Source organism: Roseateles sp. P5_E8 (assembly GCF_054177665.1).
This window is the reverse complement of the sequence record NZ_JBGCUM010000003.1, coordinates 46,708-65,440: the sequence shown is the minus strand read 5'-3', so window position 1 is coordinate 65,440 and position 18,733 is coordinate 46,708. Positions and strand designations below refer to the sequence as shown.

Here is an 18,733-nt window from a genome sequence, read left to right as displayed (position 1 = left end):
CACGAATTTGTTGCGTTCAGCCCGCCGAGATGGCGCGCATGGCCTGCAGCAGCCACGGCCGTGGGTGGGCCACAGCGGCCAACCGTTGCCAGCGACGCCACGTCCGCCGCGCGGGATACTGATGCATGCCACAGGAGACTTGCCGATGAAAGGCGCGGTTCCTCACTGCCACTTTCATGCCGACCGCCTTCGGCACGCCTGCCCAGGGCGACGACCCTTGAAGGACACCACCGAACACCCAGAAGGCCTCTGGACGCCGCCGCCGACCTATGACCAGGTGTGAACGAACCCTCCCGCCCGGCGGTCTGCTCGGACGCGCGGGGCCCATTCACACCTTCTTCGCGCGCTGCAAGTCATGACACGACACGCGGTGATCGGCTACGGCCGGCTGGCGCGGGCGCTTGTGCCGGCATTGCGTGCCGCGGGCGAGGATGTCGTCATCGGCCGACGCGCTCCGGGCACGGGTGAGTTCACCGCTGCCTCGGCAGGGGCTGGAGCCGACTGGGTCTGGCTGACCGTCCCCGACGACCACATCGCCGCCACCGCCGCCGCCTTGCCCTGGCGGACCGGCCAGCTCGCCCTGCATTGCAGCGGCGCGACGCCGCTCACCGCGCTGGCAGCCGCGCCCGCCGCAGCTGGCTTTCATCCGCTGAAGCTGCTGGCCGGTGACAGCGACCTGGCCGGCGTGCACGTCGGCATCGAAGCCGGTCCAGGCCACCAGCCCGAACTGCATGCGCTGGCCGGGCGCCTCGGCCTCATCCCGCTGGCCCTGCCGTCGCCGATGAGCGCGCAGGCCCGCGCTGCCTATCACGCCGCCGCCAACCTCGCCGCCAGCGGCGTGCTGGGCGTGCTGGCAGAGGCCTCTGCGCTGTGGGGCGCCGCCGGCTTGGCAAGCGCTGAGGCCTTGCCAGTGCTGCTGCCGCTGACGCGCGGTGCGCTGGACACCGCCGCCGCACGCGGCCTGGCCGGCGCCGTGGCCGGCCCCATCGCCCGGGGTGATGCCGGCGTGCTGACCCGCCACCTCGAGGCACTCGCCGCCGCCGGTTTGAGCAACGACCTGCTGCTCGCCCTGGGCCGGCGCCAGCTCGCTTTGGCCGAGGCCGCCGGGCGGCTGGATGGCCCCCAGGTCGCCGCTTTGCGGGCCCTGCTGGCGCCACTCTGAACACGTTTGCATCGGCCGTGACAAAGGCCTCGCTCGGCACACGCTTACATCTGCGTCGCGCCGGGGGGCGGTCCTAAACTGCCCTGGCCCTGTCGCTGTAGACGGGTGTTGCCAGGGAGCCCCCTAATGTCCGATGCGTCCATCCAGGCCTTGATCCGAGCCGACGCCGCCCAGATCCTGCACACCGTCGTCGAGGAACTGCCAGATGCCCGCGAGCGTCTGCAATATGTGCGCAGCATGACGGAGCAGGCCGCCACCAAGGTGCTCAACCTGGTGGAAGCCGCCCAGGACGACGCCGAGGCCGTGCGCAAGAAGGGCCGCGAGCTGTCCGACGCGCTGAACCGCCTGGCCCTGTCCAGCAACATCAGCCCCGACCGCGCCCGCGCGCTGATGAAGCTGTGCGCCGCCTACGCGTCGGATGCTGCCAGCTTTGCCGCGCGCGAGAAGTCCCTGCACACCGAGATCATGATGTCGCAGGACTTCCAGGATCTCTCCGGCCAGGTCATCAACAAGGTCAGCAAGATGCTGGAGCGCGCCGAACCGCCGCTCAAGGACCTGGTTGCGTCCCTGCCCAAGCCTGCTGCGGCCGCAGCGTCCGAAGAACTCGGCGGCGTGCAGACGCCCGACAAGGCCCTCAAGCAGGACGACGTGGACGACCTGCTGGCGTCCTTGGGGTTCTAAAGCCAGGCCACCGGGTCCAGCCGGTAATAGCCACTCAGCTCGCCGTACAGCGCCGGGTGACCGGCGGCCAACTCGATGGGCCGCTCGAAGAACAGCTCGCTGATCACCGCGAAGAACTCCGCCGGGTCGGTTGCGCCGTAGGCATCGATCAATCCCGGCTCGCCCCGCGCCAGCCGCCAGCGCAGTCCATCGAACTCGTTCTGCATCACCGTCGACCAGCGTCGGTAGGCCTCGGCCGTCGGCAGCGCGGGCGCGCCGTTGGCCGGGCCGCCTGCCTGGTCGAGCTGGTGGGCGAATTCATGGATGACGACGTTGTGGCCATCGCCCGGCGTTGACGCGCCGCGCCTGACCTCATCCCAGGCCAGCAGCACCTGGCCCTGGCTCCAGCTCTCACCGGCCAGCACCCGGCGCTGGTCCGACTGGACGCCGCCCTCGGTCACCGGCCTGTCCACGACGAAGGCGCCGGGGTAGAGCAGCACCTGGCGCAACTCGGGGTAGAGGCCGCGCGCGGCGCCCAGCAGGGGCAGGCAGGCCAGCGCGGCGATGGTCACGCGCATCTCGTCCGTCACGCGCAGGCCGCCGCAGCCGAGGATGGGCTTCTCGGCCAGGAAGACCTGCATCAGCCCCTTGAGCTTGAGTTGCTGCCGCGCCGGCAGCCGCGACACCAGCGGCACATGCCGGCGCAGCAGCCGCCGCCAGGCACTCGGGAAGGGCCGGCCGGCGATGCGCTCACGCCGCCGCCTGACCCACAGCGGCCACAGTGCGATGGCGCCGGCGGCGAGCAGGACGAGGGCAAAGCAGATAAGCAGCGGCATGCCTGGCAACTGGGCCCGGCGGCGCACTTTGCAAGCCCCCGCAAGCAGGCAGCACCGCTGCGTCGCGTAATCTGCGGCCATGCCCCACGACAGCGCCGATCCACCCCATTTGCAGGCTTGGCAGGTGCTTTGCGGCGGCGTCTGCGCGCTGGTGCTCACCATCGGCCTGGCGCGCTTCGCCTACACGCCGCTGCTGCCGCAGATGCACGCCCAGGCCGGCCTGGGCGTGGCCGACGGCGGGCTGCTCGCGGCCATCAACTACGCCGGCTACATGAGCGGTGCGCTGTTGGCGGCCTGGATAGAGAACCCGACCTGGCGTCGGCGCCTCTACGTCTGGGCCTTGCCGCTGGCCCTCGTCATCACGGCGTTGATGGGCCTGAGCACGTCGTTCGGAACCTGGGCGTTGTCGCGCTACATCGGCGGCCTGTGCGGCGCGGCCGGCATGCTGCTCGGCTCGGGGCTGATTCAAGGTTGGCTGATGCGCTCGGGGCGGCGGCCGGAGCTGGGGCTGTACTTCATCGGCCTGGGTCTGGGCATCGTCGTGTCGGCCGTTGGCGCCATGGGCATGACCGGACTGAACCTGGGCTGGGCTGGGCAGTGGCAAGGCTTTGCGCTGCTCGGCCTGGCCTTCCTGATCCCGGCCTGGCTGTGGCGCCCGCCGGTTCCCCCGCCGCCGCCCAAGTCGCAAGCCGGTGCGGCGCCCAGCCGGCGCTGGATGGCGCTGATGGTAGCCGCCTATTTCTGCGCCGGCTGGGGCTTCGTCATCAATGCGACGTTCACAGTCGCCATCGTCGAGAAGCAGCCGCTGCTGGCCGGCCAGGGGCCGTGGGCCTGGCTGCTCGTCGGCCTGGCGGCCACGCCGGCCGTGTTCGTCTGGGACCGCATCGCACGGCGCACGGGTGATGTCGGTGCGCTGCTGATCGCCTTCGGCGTGCAGATCGTCGGCGTGCTGCTACCGGCGCTCTTCGGCGGGTTGGCGGCGGCGCTGCTGGGCGCGCTGCTCTATGGCGCGACCTTCATCGGCATCGTCAGCCTGACGCTGGCCCTCGTCGGCCGGCGCTCGCCCGCCAACCCCGGCAAGGCGATGGCGCGGCTGACGCTGAGCTACGGTGTTGCGCAGATCAGCGCGCCGGCCCTGACGGGCCGCATGGTGGAGGCCAGCGGCAGTTTCAACGCAGCACTCTGGTTGACTGCGGGTGTCATGGTCGTCGGCATGCTGCTGCTGGTGGCCGTGCTGCGTGAATCGCGAGAGACGCGCTGATCAGGACCCGACGCCCGGGCGTTGTCGCCGCGCCTGGTTTGATGTTTTCTCCGATGGCCTCGGCGGCACGCCGGTCCCGCCAGGCTCGATGGCGAGCAGGGGTACCAGGAGCCACTTCCTGATCAGCTGCCTCCCGGCTTGGTGACCGCCGCGCCGCGCCGCGCCACGTCTTCCAGGTCGCTGACATTGCGCTTGTCCTGCTCCCGCTGGGCAGCGGTGCGGCAGCGCATGCCGGTGAAGCGGGTGCCGGTGACCTCGGAGCGTTCGCAGACGGTGTCGCCCGCTGCGGCGGCCGTCTTTTCTTCGACGGGCGGCGGGCCGGCGCAGCCGAGCAGCGCTGCCGGCAGGAGGATGAGGAAAAGGTGCTTCATGGTGCCCTCAGGAATTCGAGACTTGCAGGATATCGGGCTCTGAGCACCGAGTAACTCTCTGTGACCCCGTCATCCGGGTGACGCGCCAGACGGTTAAGGACGGGCGGCTGCATCCTTGCAGCCTGGAGTTCCCTCATGAAACGACTGGCCCTGGCCATTGCCCTCATCACTTCCGCCGCCCTTTTGTCGGGCTGCATCATCGTGCCGCCCCGCCATGGTGGCTATCGCGGCGGTGACCGCCATCACTACAGCGACTCCTATGACCGCAGCCCTGGCTACGGCCAGCCCGGCCGGCGCTACTGATCAGACCCGCTCGATGACGGTGGCGATGCCCATGCCACCGCCCACGCATAACGTCACGACGCCGGTCTGAAGGTCGCGGCGCTCCAGTTCGTCCAGCAGCGTGCCCAGCAGCATCGCGCCGGTGGCACCCAGCGGATGGCCCAGCGCAATGGCGCCGCCGTTGACGTTGACGCGATCCATGTCCAGCCCGAGATCGCGCGCCGTCTTCATCGGTACGGCGGCAAAGGCCTCGTTGATCTCCCACAGGTCCACGTCCGACGCCTGCATGCCCGCCTGCTTCAAGGCCTTGCGGCAGGCCAGCGTCGTGCCGGTCAGCATGATGGTCGGCTCGCTGCCAGTCACGGCGGCGGCGCGGATGCGGGCGCGGGGTTTCAAGCCCGCCGCCTCCCCGCCCGCCTTTGATCCGACCAGCACCAGTGCCGCGCCGTCGACGATGCCCGATGAATTGCCGGCGTGATGGCGGTGCTCGATGGCCGTTGTCTGCGGGTACTTGCGCAGCGCCAGCGCGTCGAATTTCGCACCCAGCTTGATGAAGGCCGGGTTCAGCGCGGCCAACGTGTCGGTGGTCGTCTGCGGGCGGACGGTCTCGTCCTCGGCCAGCAGCAGCGCGCCAGACTCGTCATGCACGGCCACCAAAGCACGCGCAAAGCGGCCCTCGGCGCGGGCCGTCGCCGCACGTTGATGCGAGCGGGCGGCATAGGCGTCCAGGTCACCGCGCGAGAAACCTTCCAGCGTCGCGATGAGGTCGGCGCCTATGCCTTGCGGCACCAGGCCTATCGCCTGCACGACGCGCTCGTCCAGCAGCCAGGCGCCGCCGTCGCTGCCCATGGACACACGGCTCATGCTCTCCACGCCACCGGCCACCACCAGGCGCTCGAAGCCGCTGGCCACCTTGGCTGCGGCGAGGTTGACGCTCTCCAGCCCCGACGCGCAGAAGCGCGACTGCGTGACGCCGGCCACCGACTCCGCCCAGCCCGCATCCAGCACGGCGATGCGCGCGATGTCGCCGCCCTGCTCGCCGATGGGCGTCACGCAGCCGAGCACCACGTCGTCGACCAGCGCCGTGTCCAGCCCCGTGCGTTCGCGCAGCGCTTGCAACAGCGTGCGCACCAGCCAGATCGGCGTGGCCGCGTGCAGGCTGCCCTCGGGCTTGCCCCGGCCACGCGGCGTGCGGCAGTGGTCGAAGAGGTAGGCGTCGAATGTCACGCGATGCCGACGGCCGCTTCCAGCGCCGCGATTTCTTCGTCGACATAGCTGGCGAGCCGGCCCAGATTGGGCAGCGCGTCCGTCGCGATGAAGCCGAAGGAAAGCGTGCCGGCGTAGCTGAACAGCGTGATGTTGAGCAGGTGCGTGGCCGGCAGCGTCGACACCGGATGCATCTCGGTCAGCTCCGCGCCCTTCAGGTAGAGCTTGGCGGCCGGCCCGGGCACGTTGGACACCAACGTGTTGCCCAGCGGCGTGACGACGTCAGCCAGCTTGAGCATGCCGGCGATCTGGCCGAGCAGGCCGGTGAGGATGGTGTAGGTCTCGACCGCCTCGGGCGCGACCGAGTCGATCATGGCGCGCACATTGCGCAGCGAGTAGCCGACATTGCGCAGGCGCACATAGGCGTCGTCGGTGGGCGGCGACAGGTCGACGAGGATGATGCCGATCTTGTTGCCGCCGTCCTTCTCGCCCTCGCGGCGCAGGTTGACCGGCATCTGGATGGTGATGGGCCGGTCGAGTTCTATCCCTTCGTCGGCCAGGTAGCGGTGCATGGCGCCGTCCAGGCAGGTCAGCGCGACGTGGTTGAGCGTGGCGCGGGCGACCTTGCGGATGGCGTCGATGCGGGCCATGGGCACGGAGGCGGTGGCGAACTGGCGGCCCGGCGTGGCGTTGCCGGTGAAGGGCGTGCCGCCGCTGGCCATGAAGGGCAGGGCGATGGCGTTCTTGGTCAGCTTGATGGCTTCCAGTGCCAGCATGGCCGTGAGCCGGCCGATGCCGACGGCGCGCTTGCTGTTGGCGGTGAGCTGCTTCCACACGGTGCCGGCGACGGCCTGGTCCAGCCGCTTCTTGCGGCCGTGGCCGCCGCGGCGCGTGTGGTCGAAGGTCCAGACCGGCGTGACGGTCAGGTCATCGGGCGTCGTGCGCAGCGAGTTGATGCCCCAGCGCATCATCGTGATGCCGTCGGCGACCGCGTGATGCATCTTGTAGTAGACGGCGAACTGCTTGTCCCACAGCCCGGCGATGACGTGCACCTCCCACAGCGGCCGGCTGCGGTCCAGCAGGGGTTCGTGCAGTTGGGAAGTCAGCGCATACAGGGCCTCGCGGTCGTTGGCGCCGGCTTTGAGCTTGTGGAAGAAGACATGCTGTGTGAGGTCCACCGACTCGGCCGCAGACCAGCTCGGCATCAGCCCGGCGGACAGGAAATGGATGACCTGGTCGAAGGGCGGTTGGACATCGGTCTTTTCGAGGAAGTCCTCGTACAGCTGCTTGGCGAAGCCGGCCGTGCCACCCTTGGGAATGCGGTGGATGTGCAGCCCCGCTACATGCTTGGGGCTGGCCTCGCTCTCGGCGATGAAGAAGGCGAGGTCCAGCAGGGAGAGGCGCGTCATGGGGCCAGCATAGGCCGGCGCCGTGGGCGGTCAAACCCGGGAAATCACGCCTCGCCGCTGGACGCCTTGCGCCGCCCGCTGCGCTTGATCTTCTCGGCCGCCTGGGCGGCGTCGCGCTCGTCGGCCTTGCGGGCTTCGTCCTCGGCGGCCTCGCGGCGCCAGGCGGCCATTTCGTCGGGCGTCTCCAGCGTGATGCGGCCCAGCAGGCCTTGCCGGTAGTCGATCAGCACCGCTTCGGCGGCCTTGTGCATCTGCACGCCGCCGCCGCGCACCTTGGCGCCGCGCTTCAGGCCGATGGCCTCCAGCACCGCGTCGTCCGCGCCCAGCTCGGTCAGGCCGTAGCGTTCCTGCAGCCGCTCGGGGTAGCGGCGCTTGAGCGTGGCGATCAGCTCCAGCGCCACCTCTTCCTCGTCGAAGGCATTGCGGCCGATGGCGCCGCTGGCGGCGAGGTTGTAGCCGCTCTGCTCGATGGCGATGCGCGGCCACAGCATGCCGGGTGTGTCGAAAAGGTAAAAACCGTTCTCCAGCACGAACTTCTGTTCCAGCTTGGTGATGCCGGGCTCGTCGCCGGTCTTCGCGGCCTTCTTGCCGACCAGCGTGTTGATCAGCGTGCTCTTGCCCACGTTAGGAATGCCGCAGATCAGCACGCGCAGCGGCTTGTGGATGTCGCCGCGCAATGGCGCCAGCTCGCGGCAGGCCTTGATGAGAGCGCGGGCCGGCGCCTTGTCGCCCGCATCCAGCGGGATGGCGCGGGTGTGCGGCTGGGCGTTGTAGAAGGCCAGCCAGGCCTCGGTCTGGGCGGCATCGGCCAGGTCCTGCTTGTTCAGCACCTTCAGCGACGGGCGGCCGGTGGTGAGCGCGGCCAGCAGCGGATTGCTGCTGGAGCCGGGCAGGCGCGCGTCGAGCAGCTCGATGACCACATCCAGCCCCGCCTTCACGCGATCCTTGATCGCCTGGCGGGTGGAGTTCATGTGGCCGGGAAACCAATTGATGGGCATGCGCTGACGGATTTGGGCGAAGGGCGGGATTGTCGTGGGCTTACATCCGGTTGCCCGACCTGAGGCTGCAACCCCCAAGATTTAAGTCTTGCGCGATAGAGGGTTGTATGCGATTCGAAGGTGTATTGAGTGCGTGGAACCCGGATGCCGGCTACGGCAGCATCCGCCCTGTGGGCGGCGGCGACGAGGTGTTTGTGGGTTTGGGCGCTTTCCCGACCGATGGTGCGGGGCCAAGGCTGGACGAGCGTCTCAGCTTTGAAATTGTGACCGGCCGTGACGGCCGCAAGCAGGCTGTGAGCCTGAAGCGCCTGCAACCGGTCGCGCGCGGCTCGGTCATGCGCGAGGCGGTCGGCGTGGGCCAGGCGCGCGTGCAGCGAGCCCAAAGAAAACGGCGCCTGGGCCTGGCGGTCGGCGCCGTGATCGCGGTGATGCTGGTGCTGGGCGGGGTGAAGTGGTGGCCCGCGGCTAAGGCGGACGACGTTCCCGTCGTGATGAGGCGCTGAGCATCACCGCCCCCTCGGGCGAGGGGCTCTCAATCTTCAGTCTTCGTTCTTGAAGACCAGCTTCACTTCGTGGCTGGCTTTTTCGCCCGGCTCGAACTTCCACTCCATCAGCGCCGCGATCACCGCGCGGTCGAAGACGCGCTTGGGTTCGGCTTCGATGATTTCGACGCTGCTGACCTTGCCGTCGGCTTCGATGTTGAGCTTGGCCTTGACCGAGCCGGTCGAGATGCCCTTCTTGGCAGCCTCGTTGGGGAATTCGGGCGGCACTTTCTTGACGACCTTGGGCACGGCGTGGGCGGCCATGGCCAGCATCAGGGTGGCGACGAGGACGGTGGCGGAACGCAGAAAGGACATGGCGAACCTTTGCAGTTGAGAGTGAGGTTCAGGCCGCGCGGAAGAAGCCGACGGCTTCGATCAGGCGGGTGGAGCTGTCGCGCAGCGCATCGGCCGAGCGGCTCAGGTCGCCGACCAGGGTGGTGTTCTGCTGCGTGGCCTTGTCCAGCTCGTTCATCGCGCCGTTGACGACGCCCACGCCCGTGGCCTGCTCCTGGGCCGAGTGCGAGATCTCCTCGATCAGCTGGCCCATGTTGTTCACTTCGTCGACGACGCTGCGGATGGTCACGCCGGCGTTGTTGACCAGCGTGGTGCCGTTCTCGACCTTGACCGTCGATTCCTGGATCAGCACCTTGATTTCCTTGGCGGCGCCGGCCGAGCGCTGAGCCAGCGCGCGCACTTCGGAGGCCACCACCGCGAAGCCGCGGCCATGTTCGCCGGCACGGGCGGCTTCCACCGCAGCGTTCAGGGCCAGGATATTGGTCTGGAAGGCGATGCCGTCGATCACGCCGATGATGTCGCCGATCTTCTTGGAGCTGGCGCTGATCTCTTCCATGGTCTCGACGACCTTGGAGACGACGGCGCCACCGTTGCTGGCGGCCTGGCGGGCCGTGATGGCGATGCCGGCGGCGCGGCGGGTCAGGTCGCTGGCGCCCTTGAGCGTGGAGGCGATCTCTTCCACCGAGGCTGCCGTGTTCTGCAGGCTGGCGGCGGAGCGGTTGGTGCGGTCGGCCAGGTTGGCGTTGCTGTCGGCGATGGTGCCGGAGTTCAGGGCCACCTCGCTGGCGGCGGTGGACACGTCGCGCACGACGCCCGAAAGGGCAGCCTGCATGTCCTTCATGGCCTGCAGCATCTGGCTCAGCTCGTCGCGGCCTTCGACCTGGATGTCCTGCATGAGGTCACCGTCGCGGATGGCTTCGGCGGCGGCTTGCGCCTTACGGGCCGGGCCGACGATGGAGCGGGAGATGACGATGCCGCCACCGATGCCGAGGGCGGCCGCCACGACGACGAGGATCGCGGTCAGCATGACGGAGGAGCGGGCCAGTTCGCCGCCGGAGACGGCCAGGGCCTTGGCGCTGTCGAACTGCATGTCGACCAGCTTCTTCAGTCCGTCCTGCAGCGCGGCCTGGGCGGGGCGCAGGTCGGTGATCAGGCTTTCGCGGGCCTCATCGGGGCTGCCGTCGGCCTGGATCTTCTGGAACTTCTCCAGCGCCGCCAGGAATTTGGCCTTGTGGCCGCGCACTTCATCGACGACCGCCTTCTCGCCGGTGTCGTTGGCAGAGGCGGCGTCTTCCAGGCTCTTCAACTGCCGCTCGCCCTCGGCCAGTGCGCCGGCGATGGCCGCCTTCTGCTTCTTGATGGCGCCTGCCGTGTCCAGCAGCAGCAGGTCGCGCACGGCGCGGGAAATGATGTTGACCTGGCTTTCCAGCCCGTTGGCCGCGGCGATCTTCACCAGGCTGGTGTTGGCCGTGCGGTCCAGATCCTTGGCCAGGCGGTTGGCGTTGGTCGCGCCATAGACGCCGATGGCGATCAACAGCAGGATCAGCAGGCCGAAGCTCACGGCCAGGCGCTGGCCGATGCGCAGTTGAGTCAGGAAGTTCATTCGGTTCTATTCCTTGTCGTGTTCTTCGGGTATCCAGCGGCGCGTGCCGCCATGTCCGAACTGGACTGTAGGCCCGCATGCCAATATTTGGCTGCCCCAGCGACGGGCCGCCGCGCAGTGTGTCGCGACCTGTGACCATTTGCTTCCCGTGTCTTCACCCCCGCCGTGAAGTCGTTCACGACGGCCCCTCGCCCTGGGGCTTGGTAAATCAGTGTGAAGTGGCTGCCGATCGCAAACGCAGCACCTCGACGGCGTCGATTTCGCCCGACTGGTGACCGAAAGCCTGGCGCAGATGGCTGGCCAGCGCGGCCAGATCGTCGGCACCGAGCACGCCGGCAAAGGGCGGCATGCCGTAGGGCTGCGGGTGGCCGGGCGTGGCCGGTGCGAAGCCGCCGCGCTCGATGAGGCGGATCAGGTTGGCCGCGCTGGCCTGGGTGACGAGGCGGCTGCCGGCCAGCGCCGGGTAGGCCAGAGCGCCGGCCTCGTCGCGCCGGCCCTCGCCGTTGGCGCCATGGCAGGCGGCGCAATGCTCGCGGTAGAGGCCGGCACCCAGCTCGCGGCGGCGCGGGTCGGGCTCGGCACCGTCAGGCCGCGCAACGACCTGCTCGGGGAGGGCGCGCAGATAGGCCGTCATGGCGGCCAGGTCGTCGTCGTTCAGCGCCGCCGTGCTGCCCAGCACGACCTCGGCCATTGGGCCTTGCGCTGAATGGCCCTCGGCATGGCCGTCGCTCAGCAGGCGCTGCACGGTCGCGGCCGGCCAGCGCTGAACGCCAGCCTCGGCCGGGTCCAGCAGCGAGGGCGCCACCCAGCCGATGCCGGCCAGCAGCCCGCCGCGGAAGTCCGCCGCGCCGCGGTCGCCGCCCAGCGCATCGCGCCCGGCATGGCAGGCGCTGCAGTGGGCCAGGCCCTGGCTGAGGTAGGCGCCGCGATTCCAGGCGGCGTCGTGCGCCGGGTTGCTCTGGTAGACGCCGGGGTTGAAGTACAGCGCCCGCCAGGCGGCGATGGCCAACTGGCTGCCGTAGAGGCCGCGCAGCTCGTGCTCGCGACGCGTGGCGACCACGGCGGGCTGGGCCTGCAGCCAGGCGTGCAGCGCGTCGGCGTCCTCGCGGGTGACGAGCGTGGTGTTGGTGATCGGGTGGGCCGGCACAAGCAGCCGGCCGTCGCGACCGATGCCCAGGTGCAGGGCACGCCAGAAGTCGTCGGCACCCCAGCCGGCCAGGCCGGTGGCGTCGGGCGTCAGGTTGGTCGAAAAGACAGTGCCGAAGGGCGTCGGGATGGCCCGGCCGCCGGCAAGGCGCTCACCGCCGCGCGCCGTGTGGCAGCCGGCGCAGTTGCCAACGGCCGCCAGGTAGGCGCCGCGCTCTAAGCTGACGGGGGCAGTGGACGGCGGTGTGGCGTCGCTCAAGCTGCGCTGCCAGGCCAACAGCGCCCACGGCGTGCCGAGGACCAGCACGACGATGACGATGAACAGCCGCTTCATTGCAGACCTCCGCAGCGCACCGGGGCCGGCGCGGCCAGCGTGGCGGCGGGGTGAGGGGCGGCGGGCATGGCCTGGCCGGCCAGGAACTGGGTCACCGCGTTGATCTCGGCGGTGGTCAGCGCCTTGGCGATGTCGGCCATGCAGTCGGGCGATTGAGCGCGGCGCTGGCCGCTGCGCCAGGCGCCGAGCTGGCCGTTCAGGTAGTCACGCGACAGGCCCAGCAGCCCGGGCACGGCGGGCTGGGTGCCGGTCAGGCGCTCGCCGTGGCAGGCGGTGCAGGCGGGCAGGCGGCGCGTGGCGTCGCCGCTGCGGATGAGTTTTTCAGCGCGGGCCAGTACGGGCGCGGGCAGCGTGGGCTTCTGCGGTGGCGGGTAGGGCAGGTCCAGCGATGCGAAGTGGCCGGCCAGCTCCTTCAGATAGGCGTCGGACAGCGGCGCGATCAGCTCGCTCATCAGCCCGTAGTCGCGCCGGCCGTCGCGGAAGTTCAGCAGCTGGTTGTGCAGATAGCCGGCCGGCTTGCCCGCCAGACGCGGGTAGTAGCCGTCCGGCGCAGCGCGGCCTTCCTTGCCGTGGCAGCCGGTGCACGCCAGGGCGCGCTGCGCGAGCGTGTTGGGCACGGCTTGGGTCTGAGCCTGTGCGGCAGCCGCGACGAGGCACAGCGCGGCGGCAAGGGAGCGGATCGTGGCGGACATGGCTCGTCATCTTGCCTGGGCCGGCCGGCCGGCGTAAGGCGCAGATCAGGCCGTCTGCGACCGGATCAGTTCGCCCAGCCGTGCCACGGCGGCGGCGAGCGCGGGCGTCCAGGGCTGGCCGCTGTTCAGGCGCAGGCAGTGGGCGAAGCCGCCGCTGGCCGAGAACAGCGGGCCCGGTGCCAGGCTGATGCCCTCCAGCAGCGCGGCGCGGTGCAGGGCCAGGCTGTCGTACCCGGGCGGCAGCGTCACCCAAAGAAAGTAGCCGCCTTGGGGCTGCGTGACCTGGGTGCCGGCCGGAAAGTGCAGCAGCACCGCCGCCCGCAGCGCCCGCTGCTGAGACGCCAGCGCGCGGCGCAGCGCACGCAGGTGGCGCTCGTAGTCGCCGCCTTCCAGATACTGGGCGACGGCGGCCTGCGCGGGCCAGGAGCCCGACAGGCTCTGGCTCAACTTGGCGCGCCGCAGCGCCGGTGCAAAGCGGCCGGCGGCGACCCAGCCGACGCGGTAGCCCGGCGCCAGCGTCTTGGCGAACGAGCCGGCGTGCAGCACGCCGCCCTGCGTTGAAAACGCCTTGGCGGGCAGCGGCGGCGCCCCGGCGTGCTGCAGTTCGGCGTAGACGTCGTCCTCGATCAGCGGGATGCCGTGGCCTTCCAGCAGCGCGACGAGGGCGCGCTTCCTGTCCGGCGGCATCAGGCTGCCGAGCGGGTTCTGGAAGCTCGTCATCAGCCAGCAGGCCGTGGGTGCGTGGCGGGCTATCAGCGCGGTCATGGCGTCCAGGTCGGCGCCTTCGGTCGGGTCGGTCGGCACCTCGACGGCGCGCAGCCCCAGCCGCTCCAGCGCCTGCAGCGCGGCGTAGAAGCAGGGTGACTCCACCAGCACCGCGTCGCCCGGCCGCGTCAGCAGCTGCAGCGACAGGTTCAGGCCTTCCAGCGCGCCGTCGGTCAGCACGATCTCGTCGGGCGTGATGCTCATGCCCAGCCGCAGGTAGCGCAGCGCGATCTGGCGGCGCAGGCCCTCGTGGCCACCGGGCAGCTGCTGGGTCAGCTCGGCCGGGTCCAGGCGCCGGCTGCCGGCGGCCATGGCGCTGCGCAGCTTGTCGAAGGGGAACAGCGTGGCGCTGGGGAAGGCCGAGCCGAGCGGCGCATGAATGTCGTGCCCGCCCGTGCCGAGCAGCTGGAAGACGAGCTCGCTGACCGCAACGGGCTGTGGCTCCCGCGCGGGAGCCGCCGGCAGCGCAGCGGCGGGCGCCACGAAATAGCCCGAGCGCTCGGCCGCGCGGATGAGCCCACGCGCTTCGAGCAGGTGGTAGGCCTGGAACACTGTCGCCGCGCTGCAGCTGCGGCTGGCCTGGGTCTGGCGCACCGAGGGCAGGCGGTCGCCCGGGCGCAGCGCGCCGCTGTGGATCAGTTGCGCCAGCTCGTCGGCCAGCCTGCGGTAGCGTGGCGTGTCGCCGCTCACCGCGCGCCGAAGATCGCCGAGCCGACGCGCACCATCGTCGAGCCGGCCCGGATGGCGTCTTCGAGGTCGGCACTCATGCCCAGCGACAGCGTATCCAGCGCCAGGCCCTCGGCCTTCAGTGCCTCGAACAACGCCGCCATCGCCTTGTGCTGGGCCAGCGCGCCCGGGCCGGGCTCGGGCACGGCCATCAGGCCGCGCAGCGTCAGCCGGGGCAGGGCGGCAACCTGGCGGGCCAGCGCGGCCACATCGGCCGGCAACAGCCCGCTCTTGCTGGCCTCGGCGCTGATGTTGACCTGCAGGCAGATGTTCAGCGGTGGCATCCCGGCGGGGCGCTGCTCGGACAGGCGCTCGGCGGTCTTGAGCCGGTCCACCGAATGCACCCAGGCGAAGGCTTCAGCCACCGGCCGCGTCTTGTTGGACTGCAGCGGGCCGATCAGGTGCCACTCGATGGGGAGGTCAGCCAGCTCTTGCGACTTGGCCAGGCCTTCCTGCACGTAGTTTTCACCGAAGGCGCGAGCGCCGGCCGCAAAGGCTTCACGCACCGCGGTGGCAGGGAAGGTCTTGCTGACGACGAGCAGCCGAACCGCCTCAGGTGCTCTGCCGGCTGCGACGCATGCCGCAACGATGCGGCTTTTGGTGGATTGGAGAGAGTCGGAGATCGCCATAATGGTCCGAGCACTCCACAGATCATCATGGACATCACTCAGCTGCTGGCATTTTCGGTCAAGAACAAGGCGTCGGACTTGCACCTCTCGGCTGGGTTGCCACCCATGATCCGGGTGCATGGCGATGTGCGCCGCATCAATGTCGAGGCGCTGGACCACCGCGCGGTCCACGACATGGTGTACGACATCATGAACGACACCCAGCGCAAGATGTACGAGGAGGCGCTGGAAGTTGACTTCTCCTTCGAGATCCAGGGTCTGGCGCGTTTCCGCGTCAACGCCTTCAACCAGAACCGCGGCGCGGGCGCCGTGTTCCGGACGATTCCGAGCAAGATCCTGTCGCTGGAGCAACTCAACGCGCCCAAGATCTTTGCCGACCTGGCGCTGAAGCCCCGCGGCATGGTGCTGGTGACCGGCCCGACCGGCTCGGGCAAGAGCACGACGCTGGCCGGCATGGTCAACCACCTCAACGAGAACGAGTACGGCCACATCCTCACCATCGAGGACCCGATCGAGTTCGTGCACGAGAGCAAGAAGAGCCTGATCAACCAGCGCGAGGTCGGCCCGCACACGCACTCCTTCGCGAACGCGCTGCGCTCGGCGCTGCGCGAAGACCCGGACTGCGTGCTGGTCGGCGAAATGCGCGACCTGGAAACCATCCGCCTGGCGCTGACCGCGGCCGAGACGGGTCACCTGGTGTTCGGCACGCTGCACACCTCGTCGGCCGCCAAGACGGTGGACCGCATCGTCGACGTCTTCCCCGCGGCCGAAAAGGAAATGGTGCGGGCGATGGTGTCGGAGTCCCTCGTCGCCGTCATCTCGCAGAGCTTGTGCAAGTTGAAGGACGGCACCGGCCGCGTCGCCGCCCACGAGATCATGCTGGGCACCTCGGCCATCCGAAATCTCATCCGCGAGAACAAGGTGGCGCAGATGTACTCGTCCATCCAGACGGGCAATTCGCAGGGCATGCAGACGCTGGACCAGAATCTGACGGATCTGGTTCGCCGCAACATCATTTCTCCGGCCGAAGCTCGGTCGAAGGCCAAGTTCCCAGAGAACTTCCCCGGCTGATCGCCAAGGAACCCCACCATCATGGAACGCGACCAGGCCTCCAAGTTCATCAACGACCTGCTGCGGCTGATGCTGTCGCGCAAGGGCTCCGACCTCTTCCTGACCGCCGAGTTCCCGCCGGCCATCAAGGTGGACGGCAAGCTGACCAAGGTCTCGCCCCAGCCCCTGACCGGCCAGCACACGCTGCAGCTGGCGCGGGCCATCATGAACGACAAGCAGGCGGCCGAGTTCGAGCGCACCAAGGAGTGCAACTTCGCGATCTCGCCGCACGGCATCGGTCGCTTCCGCGTCAACGCCTTCATCCAGCAAGGCCAGGTAGGCCTGGTGTTGCGGACCATCCCGTCCGTGCTGCCCACCATCGAGTCGCTGGACCTGCCCGTGGTGCTGCGTGAGGTGGTGCAGCACAAGCGCGGCCTGGTCATCGTCGTGGGCGCCACGGGTTCGGGCAAGAGCACGTCGCTGGCCGCCATGATCGACGAGCGCAACGAGACGACCTATGGCCACATCGTCACCATCGAGGACCCGATCGAGTTCGTGCACCCGCACAAGAACTGCATCGTCACGCAGCGCGAGCTGGGCCTGGACACCGACAGCTGGGAGGCCGCGCTGAAGAACTCGCTGCGCCAGGCGCCCGACGTCATCCTGATGGGCGAGCTGCGCGACCGCGAGACCATGGAGCACGCCGTCGCCTTCGCCGAGACCGGCCACCTGTGCATGGCCACGCTGCACGCCAACAGCGCCAACCAGGCGCTGGACCGCATCATCAATTTCTTCCCCGAAGAGCGTCGCCAGCAACTGCTGATGGACATCTCGCTGAACCTGCGCGCCCTGGTCAGTCAGCGCCTGCTGCCGCGCCGCGAGGGCAAGGGCCGAGTCGCGGCGGTCGAGATCCTGCTGAATTCGCCGCTGATCTCGGACCTCATCTTCAAGGGTGAGATCACCGAGATCAAGGAGCTGATGAAGCGCTCGCGCGAGCTCGGCATGCAGACCTTCGACCAGGCGCTGTTCGATCTCTACGAGGCCGGCAAGGTGACCTACGAAGACGCGCTGCGCAATGCCGATTCCGTGAATGACCTGCGCCTGCAGATCAAGCTGAACAGCGAGCGCGCGCGCAGCGGCGACCTGTCCTCCGGCACCGAACACCTGACGATTCTTTGAACATGAGTACCCGCAGCTACGACCCCGTTCCTTCCCGCCGCGTTGCCTTCCTGGGCCTGGGCGTCATGGGCCATCCGATGGCCGGCCACCTGGCGCGCGCTGGGCATCAGGTCACCGTCTACAACCGCACCGCCGCCAAGGCCGAGGCCTGGGTGAACGAATACGGCGGCAGCTTTGCCGCGACGCCGGCGGAAGCCGCGAAGGACGCGGAGTTCGTCTTTTGCTGCGTCGGCAATGACGCCGACCTGCGCTCTGTCGTGCTGGGCGACGAAGGCGCCTTTGCCGGCATGACGCCGGGAACGGTGTTCGTCGATCACACGACGGCCTCGGCCGAGGTGGCGCGAGACCTGCACTCGGTGGCGGCCTTGCAGGGCCTGCACTTCATCGACGCGCCGGTCTCCGGCGGCCAGGCCGGTGCGGTCAACGGCGCGCTGACCGTCATGTGCGGCGGCGACGCGGCGCCCTTTGAGTCCGCCAGGCCACTCGCGCTCGCCTTCGCCAAGGCCGTCACGCTGCTGGGCGGCACGGGCTCGGGCCAGCTGGCCAAGATGGTCAATCAGATCTGCATCGCCGGCCTCGTGCAGGGCCTGTCCGAGGCGGTGCGCTTCGGCCAGAACGCCGGCCTGGACATGGCCCAAGTGCTCGACGTCATCGGCAAGGGCGCGGCCCAGAGCTGGCAGATGGACAACCGCGGCAAGACCATGGTCGAGGGCAAGTTCGACTTCGGCTTCGCGGTCGACTGGATGCGCAAGGACCTCGGCCTCGTGCTCGACGAGGCCCGCCGCAATGGCTCACGCCTGCCGGTCACGGCGCTGGTGGACCAGTTCTATGCCGACGTGCAGGCCATGGGCGGCAATCGCTGGGACACGTCCAGCCTGATCAAGCGCCTCAGCCCTGCGCCCGCCGACCGCCGCGCCCAGCCCCGGTCGGCCTGAGCCTGCGGGGCGGGTCGCGACCCGTCCTACTTCTTCGGCAGCGTGCGAGCGAGTTCTTCCTCGCTGATGATCTCGAACGCCCGCACGACCTTCTTGACGCCGCCGGTCTGGCGAACGATCTCCGTCGCGCGATCCGCCTCGCGTTCGGTCACGCGGCCCAGCAGATAGACCTGGGCGCGCTCGACGACGACGTAGAAGGCGTTGCTGTGCAGGTCGCGCGCGTCGATGAGCTTGGCCTTGACCTTGCTGGTGATGACAACGTCGTTGGAACGGTCGCCCAGCGAGCTGGCCGCGCCGACGACGACTTCGTTCAACACCTTCTGCACGTTCTCCACGCCGCCGACAACGCCGTCCAGCGCAGCGCGGGACTCTTCGGAGTTGGCCTCGCCGGTGATCAGCGCGACGCGGTTGTAGCTGTTGACGTTGACGTGCACCTTGTTGCCGAGCTGCTCGCGCACGCGGGCACCGGCCTTGACCTCGATGGTCTCGTCTTCCAGCTGGGCACCCGAGGTGCGGCGGTCCGTGGCGACGCTGACGCCGCCCATCATGGCGCCGCCGATCAGCAGCGGCGCGCAGCCGGTGGCAAGCGTGCTGGCGAGGACGGCGGCGGTCAGGGTCAGAGAGAGCTTCTTCATCGGGAATTCCATCGAAAA

At 69.3% G+C, this 18,733-nt stretch carries 20 protein-coding genes; 8 read left to right on the top strand and 12 right to left on the bottom strand.

The features are described 5' to 3' along the window. Positions 1–355: 355 nt before the first annotated feature. Entirely contained in the window at positions 356–1,162 is an 807-nt protein-coding gene (locus ACXRVZ_RS02755) for a DUF2520 domain-containing protein (protein ID WP_457421270.1), read from the top strand. A gap of 126 nt (positions 1,163–1,288) precedes the next feature. Further along, complete coding sequence (locus tag ACXRVZ_RS02750; protein ID WP_457421272.1) at positions 1,289–1,843, top strand: protein phosphatase CheZ; 555 nt, start codon at positions 1,289–1,291, stop codon at positions 1,841–1,843. Here ACXRVZ_RS02750 and ACXRVZ_RS02745 read toward each other — a convergent pair. Next, entirely contained in the window at positions 1,840–2,658 is an 819-nt protein-coding gene (locus ACXRVZ_RS02745; protein WP_457421274.1) for a M90 family metallopeptidase, read from the bottom strand. The genes ACXRVZ_RS02750 and ACXRVZ_RS02745 overlap by 4 nt on opposite strands. A 79-nt stretch (positions 2,659–2,737) precedes the next feature. Between ACXRVZ_RS02745 and ACXRVZ_RS02740 the strand changes: the two genes are divergently transcribed. After that, complete coding sequence (locus ACXRVZ_RS02740; RefSeq protein WP_457421276.1) at positions 2,738–3,919, top strand: YbfB/YjiJ family MFS transporter; 1,182 nt, start codon at positions 2,738–2,740, stop codon at positions 3,917–3,919. Positions 3,920–4,041: 122 nt separating this feature from the next. Here the strand turns inward: ACXRVZ_RS02740 and ACXRVZ_RS02735 are convergent, their stop codons facing one another. Next, on the bottom strand, positions 4,042–4,290 hold the full coding sequence (locus tag ACXRVZ_RS02735) for a hypothetical protein (protein ID WP_457421278.1): 249 nt from the start codon (positions 4,288–4,290) through the stop codon (positions 4,042–4,044). A gap of 135 nt (positions 4,291–4,425) precedes the next feature. Here ACXRVZ_RS02735 and ACXRVZ_RS02730 point away from each other — a divergent pair, with 135 nt between their 5' ends. Further along, positions 4,426–4,593: a hypothetical protein gene (locus ACXRVZ_RS02730; protein ID WP_457421280.1), complete on the top strand. Its 168-nt coding sequence runs from the start codon at positions 4,426–4,428 to the stop codon at positions 4,591–4,593. On the opposite strand, the gene ACXRVZ_RS02725 is transcribed toward ACXRVZ_RS02730, so the two are convergent. Genes ACXRVZ_RS02725 through ylqF form a run of 3 tightly spaced genes read right to left on the bottom strand, consistent with a single transcriptional unit; the run spans position 4,594 to position 8,185 of the window. Further along, on the bottom strand, positions 4,594–5,799 hold the full coding sequence (locus ACXRVZ_RS02725) for an acetyl-CoA C-acetyltransferase (protein ID WP_457421282.1): 1,206 nt from the start codon (positions 5,797–5,799) through the stop codon (positions 4,594–4,596). Then, on the bottom strand, positions 5,796–7,187 hold the full coding sequence (locus ACXRVZ_RS02720; RefSeq protein ID WP_457421284.1) for a wax ester/triacylglycerol synthase domain-containing protein: 1,392 nt from the start codon (positions 7,185–7,187) through the stop codon (positions 5,796–5,798). Before ACXRVZ_RS02720 ends, ACXRVZ_RS02725 begins: the two co-directional genes overlap by 4 nt. A gap of 44 nt (positions 7,188–7,231) precedes the next feature. Further along, a complete protein-coding gene (gene ylqF / locus ACXRVZ_RS02715; protein WP_457421286.1) occupies positions 7,232–8,185 on the bottom strand; it encodes a ribosome biogenesis GTPase YlqF in 954 nt (317 codons plus the stop codon). A gap of 107 nt (positions 8,186–8,292) precedes the next feature. Between ylqF and ACXRVZ_RS02710 the strand changes: the two genes are divergently transcribed. Next, on the top strand, positions 8,293–8,688 hold the full coding sequence (locus tag ACXRVZ_RS02710) for a cold-shock protein (protein WP_457421288.1): 396 nt from the start codon (positions 8,293–8,295) through the stop codon (positions 8,686–8,688). Positions 8,689–8,724: 36 nt separating this feature from the next. Here the strand turns inward: ACXRVZ_RS02710 and ACXRVZ_RS02705 are convergent, their stop codons facing one another. From ACXRVZ_RS02705 to ACXRVZ_RS02680, 6 genes are all read right to left on the bottom strand, one after another. Continuing rightward, positions 8,725–9,042, bottom strand: coding sequence for an energy transducer TonB (locus ACXRVZ_RS02705; protein WP_457421290.1), 318 nt, complete (start codon positions 9,040–9,042; stop codon positions 8,725–8,727). Between the two features lie 28 nt (positions 9,043–9,070). Next, positions 9,071–10,624 (bottom strand): methyl-accepting chemotaxis protein, encoded by a 1,554-nt coding sequence (locus ACXRVZ_RS02700; RefSeq protein WP_458232173.1) that lies wholly within the window; start codon positions 10,622–10,624, stop codon positions 9,071–9,073. Positions 10,625–10,832: 208 nt separating this feature from the next. After that, positions 10,833–12,104, bottom strand: a complete 1,272-nt coding sequence (locus tag ACXRVZ_RS02695; RefSeq protein WP_457421294.1) for a c-type cytochrome — start codon at positions 12,102–12,104, stop codon at positions 10,833–10,835. After that, complete coding sequence (locus ACXRVZ_RS02690) at positions 12,101–12,796, bottom strand: c-type cytochrome (protein WP_457421296.1); 696 nt, start codon at positions 12,794–12,796, stop codon at positions 12,101–12,103. The genes ACXRVZ_RS02695 and ACXRVZ_RS02690 overlap by 4 nt, the downstream gene beginning before the upstream one ends. A 45-nt stretch (positions 12,797–12,841) precedes the next feature. Then, entirely contained in the window at positions 12,842–14,251 is a 1,410-nt protein-coding gene (locus ACXRVZ_RS02685) for an aminotransferase-like domain-containing protein (protein ID WP_457421298.1), read from the bottom strand. Then, positions 14,248–14,919: a YggS family pyridoxal phosphate-dependent enzyme gene (locus ACXRVZ_RS02680; RefSeq protein ID WP_457421460.1), complete on the bottom strand. Its 672-nt coding sequence runs from the start codon at positions 14,917–14,919 to the stop codon at positions 14,248–14,250. The genes ACXRVZ_RS02685 and ACXRVZ_RS02680 overlap by 4 nt, the downstream gene beginning before the upstream one ends. A gap of 24 nt (positions 14,920–14,943) precedes the next feature. On the opposite strand from ACXRVZ_RS02680, the gene ACXRVZ_RS02675 reads away from it, so the two are divergent. The 3 genes from ACXRVZ_RS02675 to ACXRVZ_RS02665 are packed head-to-tail and all read left to right on the top strand — an operon-like array spanning position 14,944 to position 18,080. Continuing rightward, positions 14,944–15,987, top strand: a complete 1,044-nt coding sequence (locus ACXRVZ_RS02675) for a type IV pilus twitching motility protein PilT (RefSeq protein ID WP_457421300.1) — start codon at positions 14,944–14,946, stop codon at positions 15,985–15,987. Between the two features lie 21 nt (positions 15,988–16,008). Beyond that, positions 16,009–17,145, top strand: a complete 1,137-nt coding sequence (locus tag ACXRVZ_RS02670) for a PilT/PilU family type 4a pilus ATPase (RefSeq protein ID WP_457421302.1) — start codon at positions 16,009–16,011, stop codon at positions 17,143–17,145. 2 nt (positions 17,146–17,147) lie between these two features. Continuing rightward, a complete protein-coding gene (locus ACXRVZ_RS02665; RefSeq protein ID WP_457421303.1) occupies positions 17,148–18,080 on the top strand; it encodes an NAD(P)-dependent oxidoreductase in 933 nt (310 codons plus the stop codon). 26 nt (positions 18,081–18,106) lie between these two features. Here ACXRVZ_RS02665 and ACXRVZ_RS02660 read toward each other — a convergent pair whose 3' ends face one another. Then, positions 18,107–18,715: a BON domain-containing protein gene (locus ACXRVZ_RS02660; protein WP_457421305.1), complete on the bottom strand. Its 609-nt coding sequence runs from the start codon at positions 18,713–18,715 to the stop codon at positions 18,107–18,109. Positions 18,716–18,733 lie beyond the last annotated feature (18 nt).

Coding starts and splice junctions, on each gene's coding strand:
- ACXRVZ_RS02755 (WP_457421270.1), top strand. CDS start 356: ATGACACGACACGCGGTGATCGGCTACGGCCGGCTGGCGCGGGCGCTT.
- ACXRVZ_RS02750 (WP_457421272.1), top strand. CDS start 1,289: ATGTCCGATGCGTCCATCCAGGCCTTGATCCGAGCCGACGCCGCCCAG.
- ACXRVZ_RS02745 (WP_457421274.1), bottom strand. CDS start 2,658: ATGCCGCTGCTTATCTGCTTTGCCCTCGTCCTGCTCGCCGCCGGCGCC.
- ACXRVZ_RS02740 (WP_457421276.1), top strand. CDS start 2,738: ATGCCCCACGACAGCGCCGATCCACCCCATTTGCAGGCTTGGCAGGTG.
- ACXRVZ_RS02735 (WP_457421278.1), bottom strand. CDS start 4,290: ATGAAGCACCTTTTCCTCATCCTCCTGCCGGCAGCGCTGCTCGGCTGC.
- ACXRVZ_RS02730 (WP_457421280.1), top strand. CDS start 4,426: ATGAAACGACTGGCCCTGGCCATTGCCCTCATCACTTCCGCCGCCCTT.
- ACXRVZ_RS02720 (WP_457421284.1), bottom strand. CDS start 7,187: ATGACGCGCCTCTCCCTGCTGGACCTCGCCTTCTTCATCGCCGAGAGC.
- ylqF (WP_457421286.1), bottom strand. CDS start 8,185: ATGCCCATCAATTGGTTTCCCGGCCACATGAACTCCACCCGCCAGGCG.
- ACXRVZ_RS02710 (WP_457421288.1), top strand. CDS start 8,293: ATGCGATTCGAAGGTGTATTGAGTGCGTGGAACCCGGATGCCGGCTAC.
- ACXRVZ_RS02705 (WP_457421290.1), bottom strand. CDS start 9,042: ATGTCCTTTCTGCGTTCCGCCACCGTCCTCGTCGCCACCCTGATGCTG.
- ACXRVZ_RS02700 (WP_458232173.1), bottom strand. CDS start 10,624: ATGAACTTCCTGACTCAACTGCGCATCGGCCAGCGCCTGGCCGTGAGC.
- ACXRVZ_RS02695 (WP_457421294.1), bottom strand. CDS start 12,104: ATGAAGCGGCTGTTCATCGTCATCGTCGTGCTGGTCCTCGGCACGCCG.
- ACXRVZ_RS02690 (WP_457421296.1), bottom strand. CDS start 12,796: ATGTCCGCCACGATCCGCTCCCTTGCCGCCGCGCTGTGCCTCGTCGCG.
- ACXRVZ_RS02675 (WP_457421300.1), top strand. CDS start 14,944: ATGGACATCACTCAGCTGCTGGCATTTTCGGTCAAGAACAAGGCGTCG.
- ACXRVZ_RS02670 (WP_457421302.1), top strand. CDS start 16,009: ATGGAACGCGACCAGGCCTCCAAGTTCATCAACGACCTGCTGCGGCTG.
- ACXRVZ_RS02665 (WP_457421303.1), top strand. CDS start 17,148: ATGAGTACCCGCAGCTACGACCCCGTTCCTTCCCGCCGCGTTGCCTTC.
- ACXRVZ_RS02660 (WP_457421305.1), bottom strand. CDS start 18,715: ATGAAGAAGCTCTCTCTGACCCTGACCGCCGCCGTCCTCGCCAGCACG.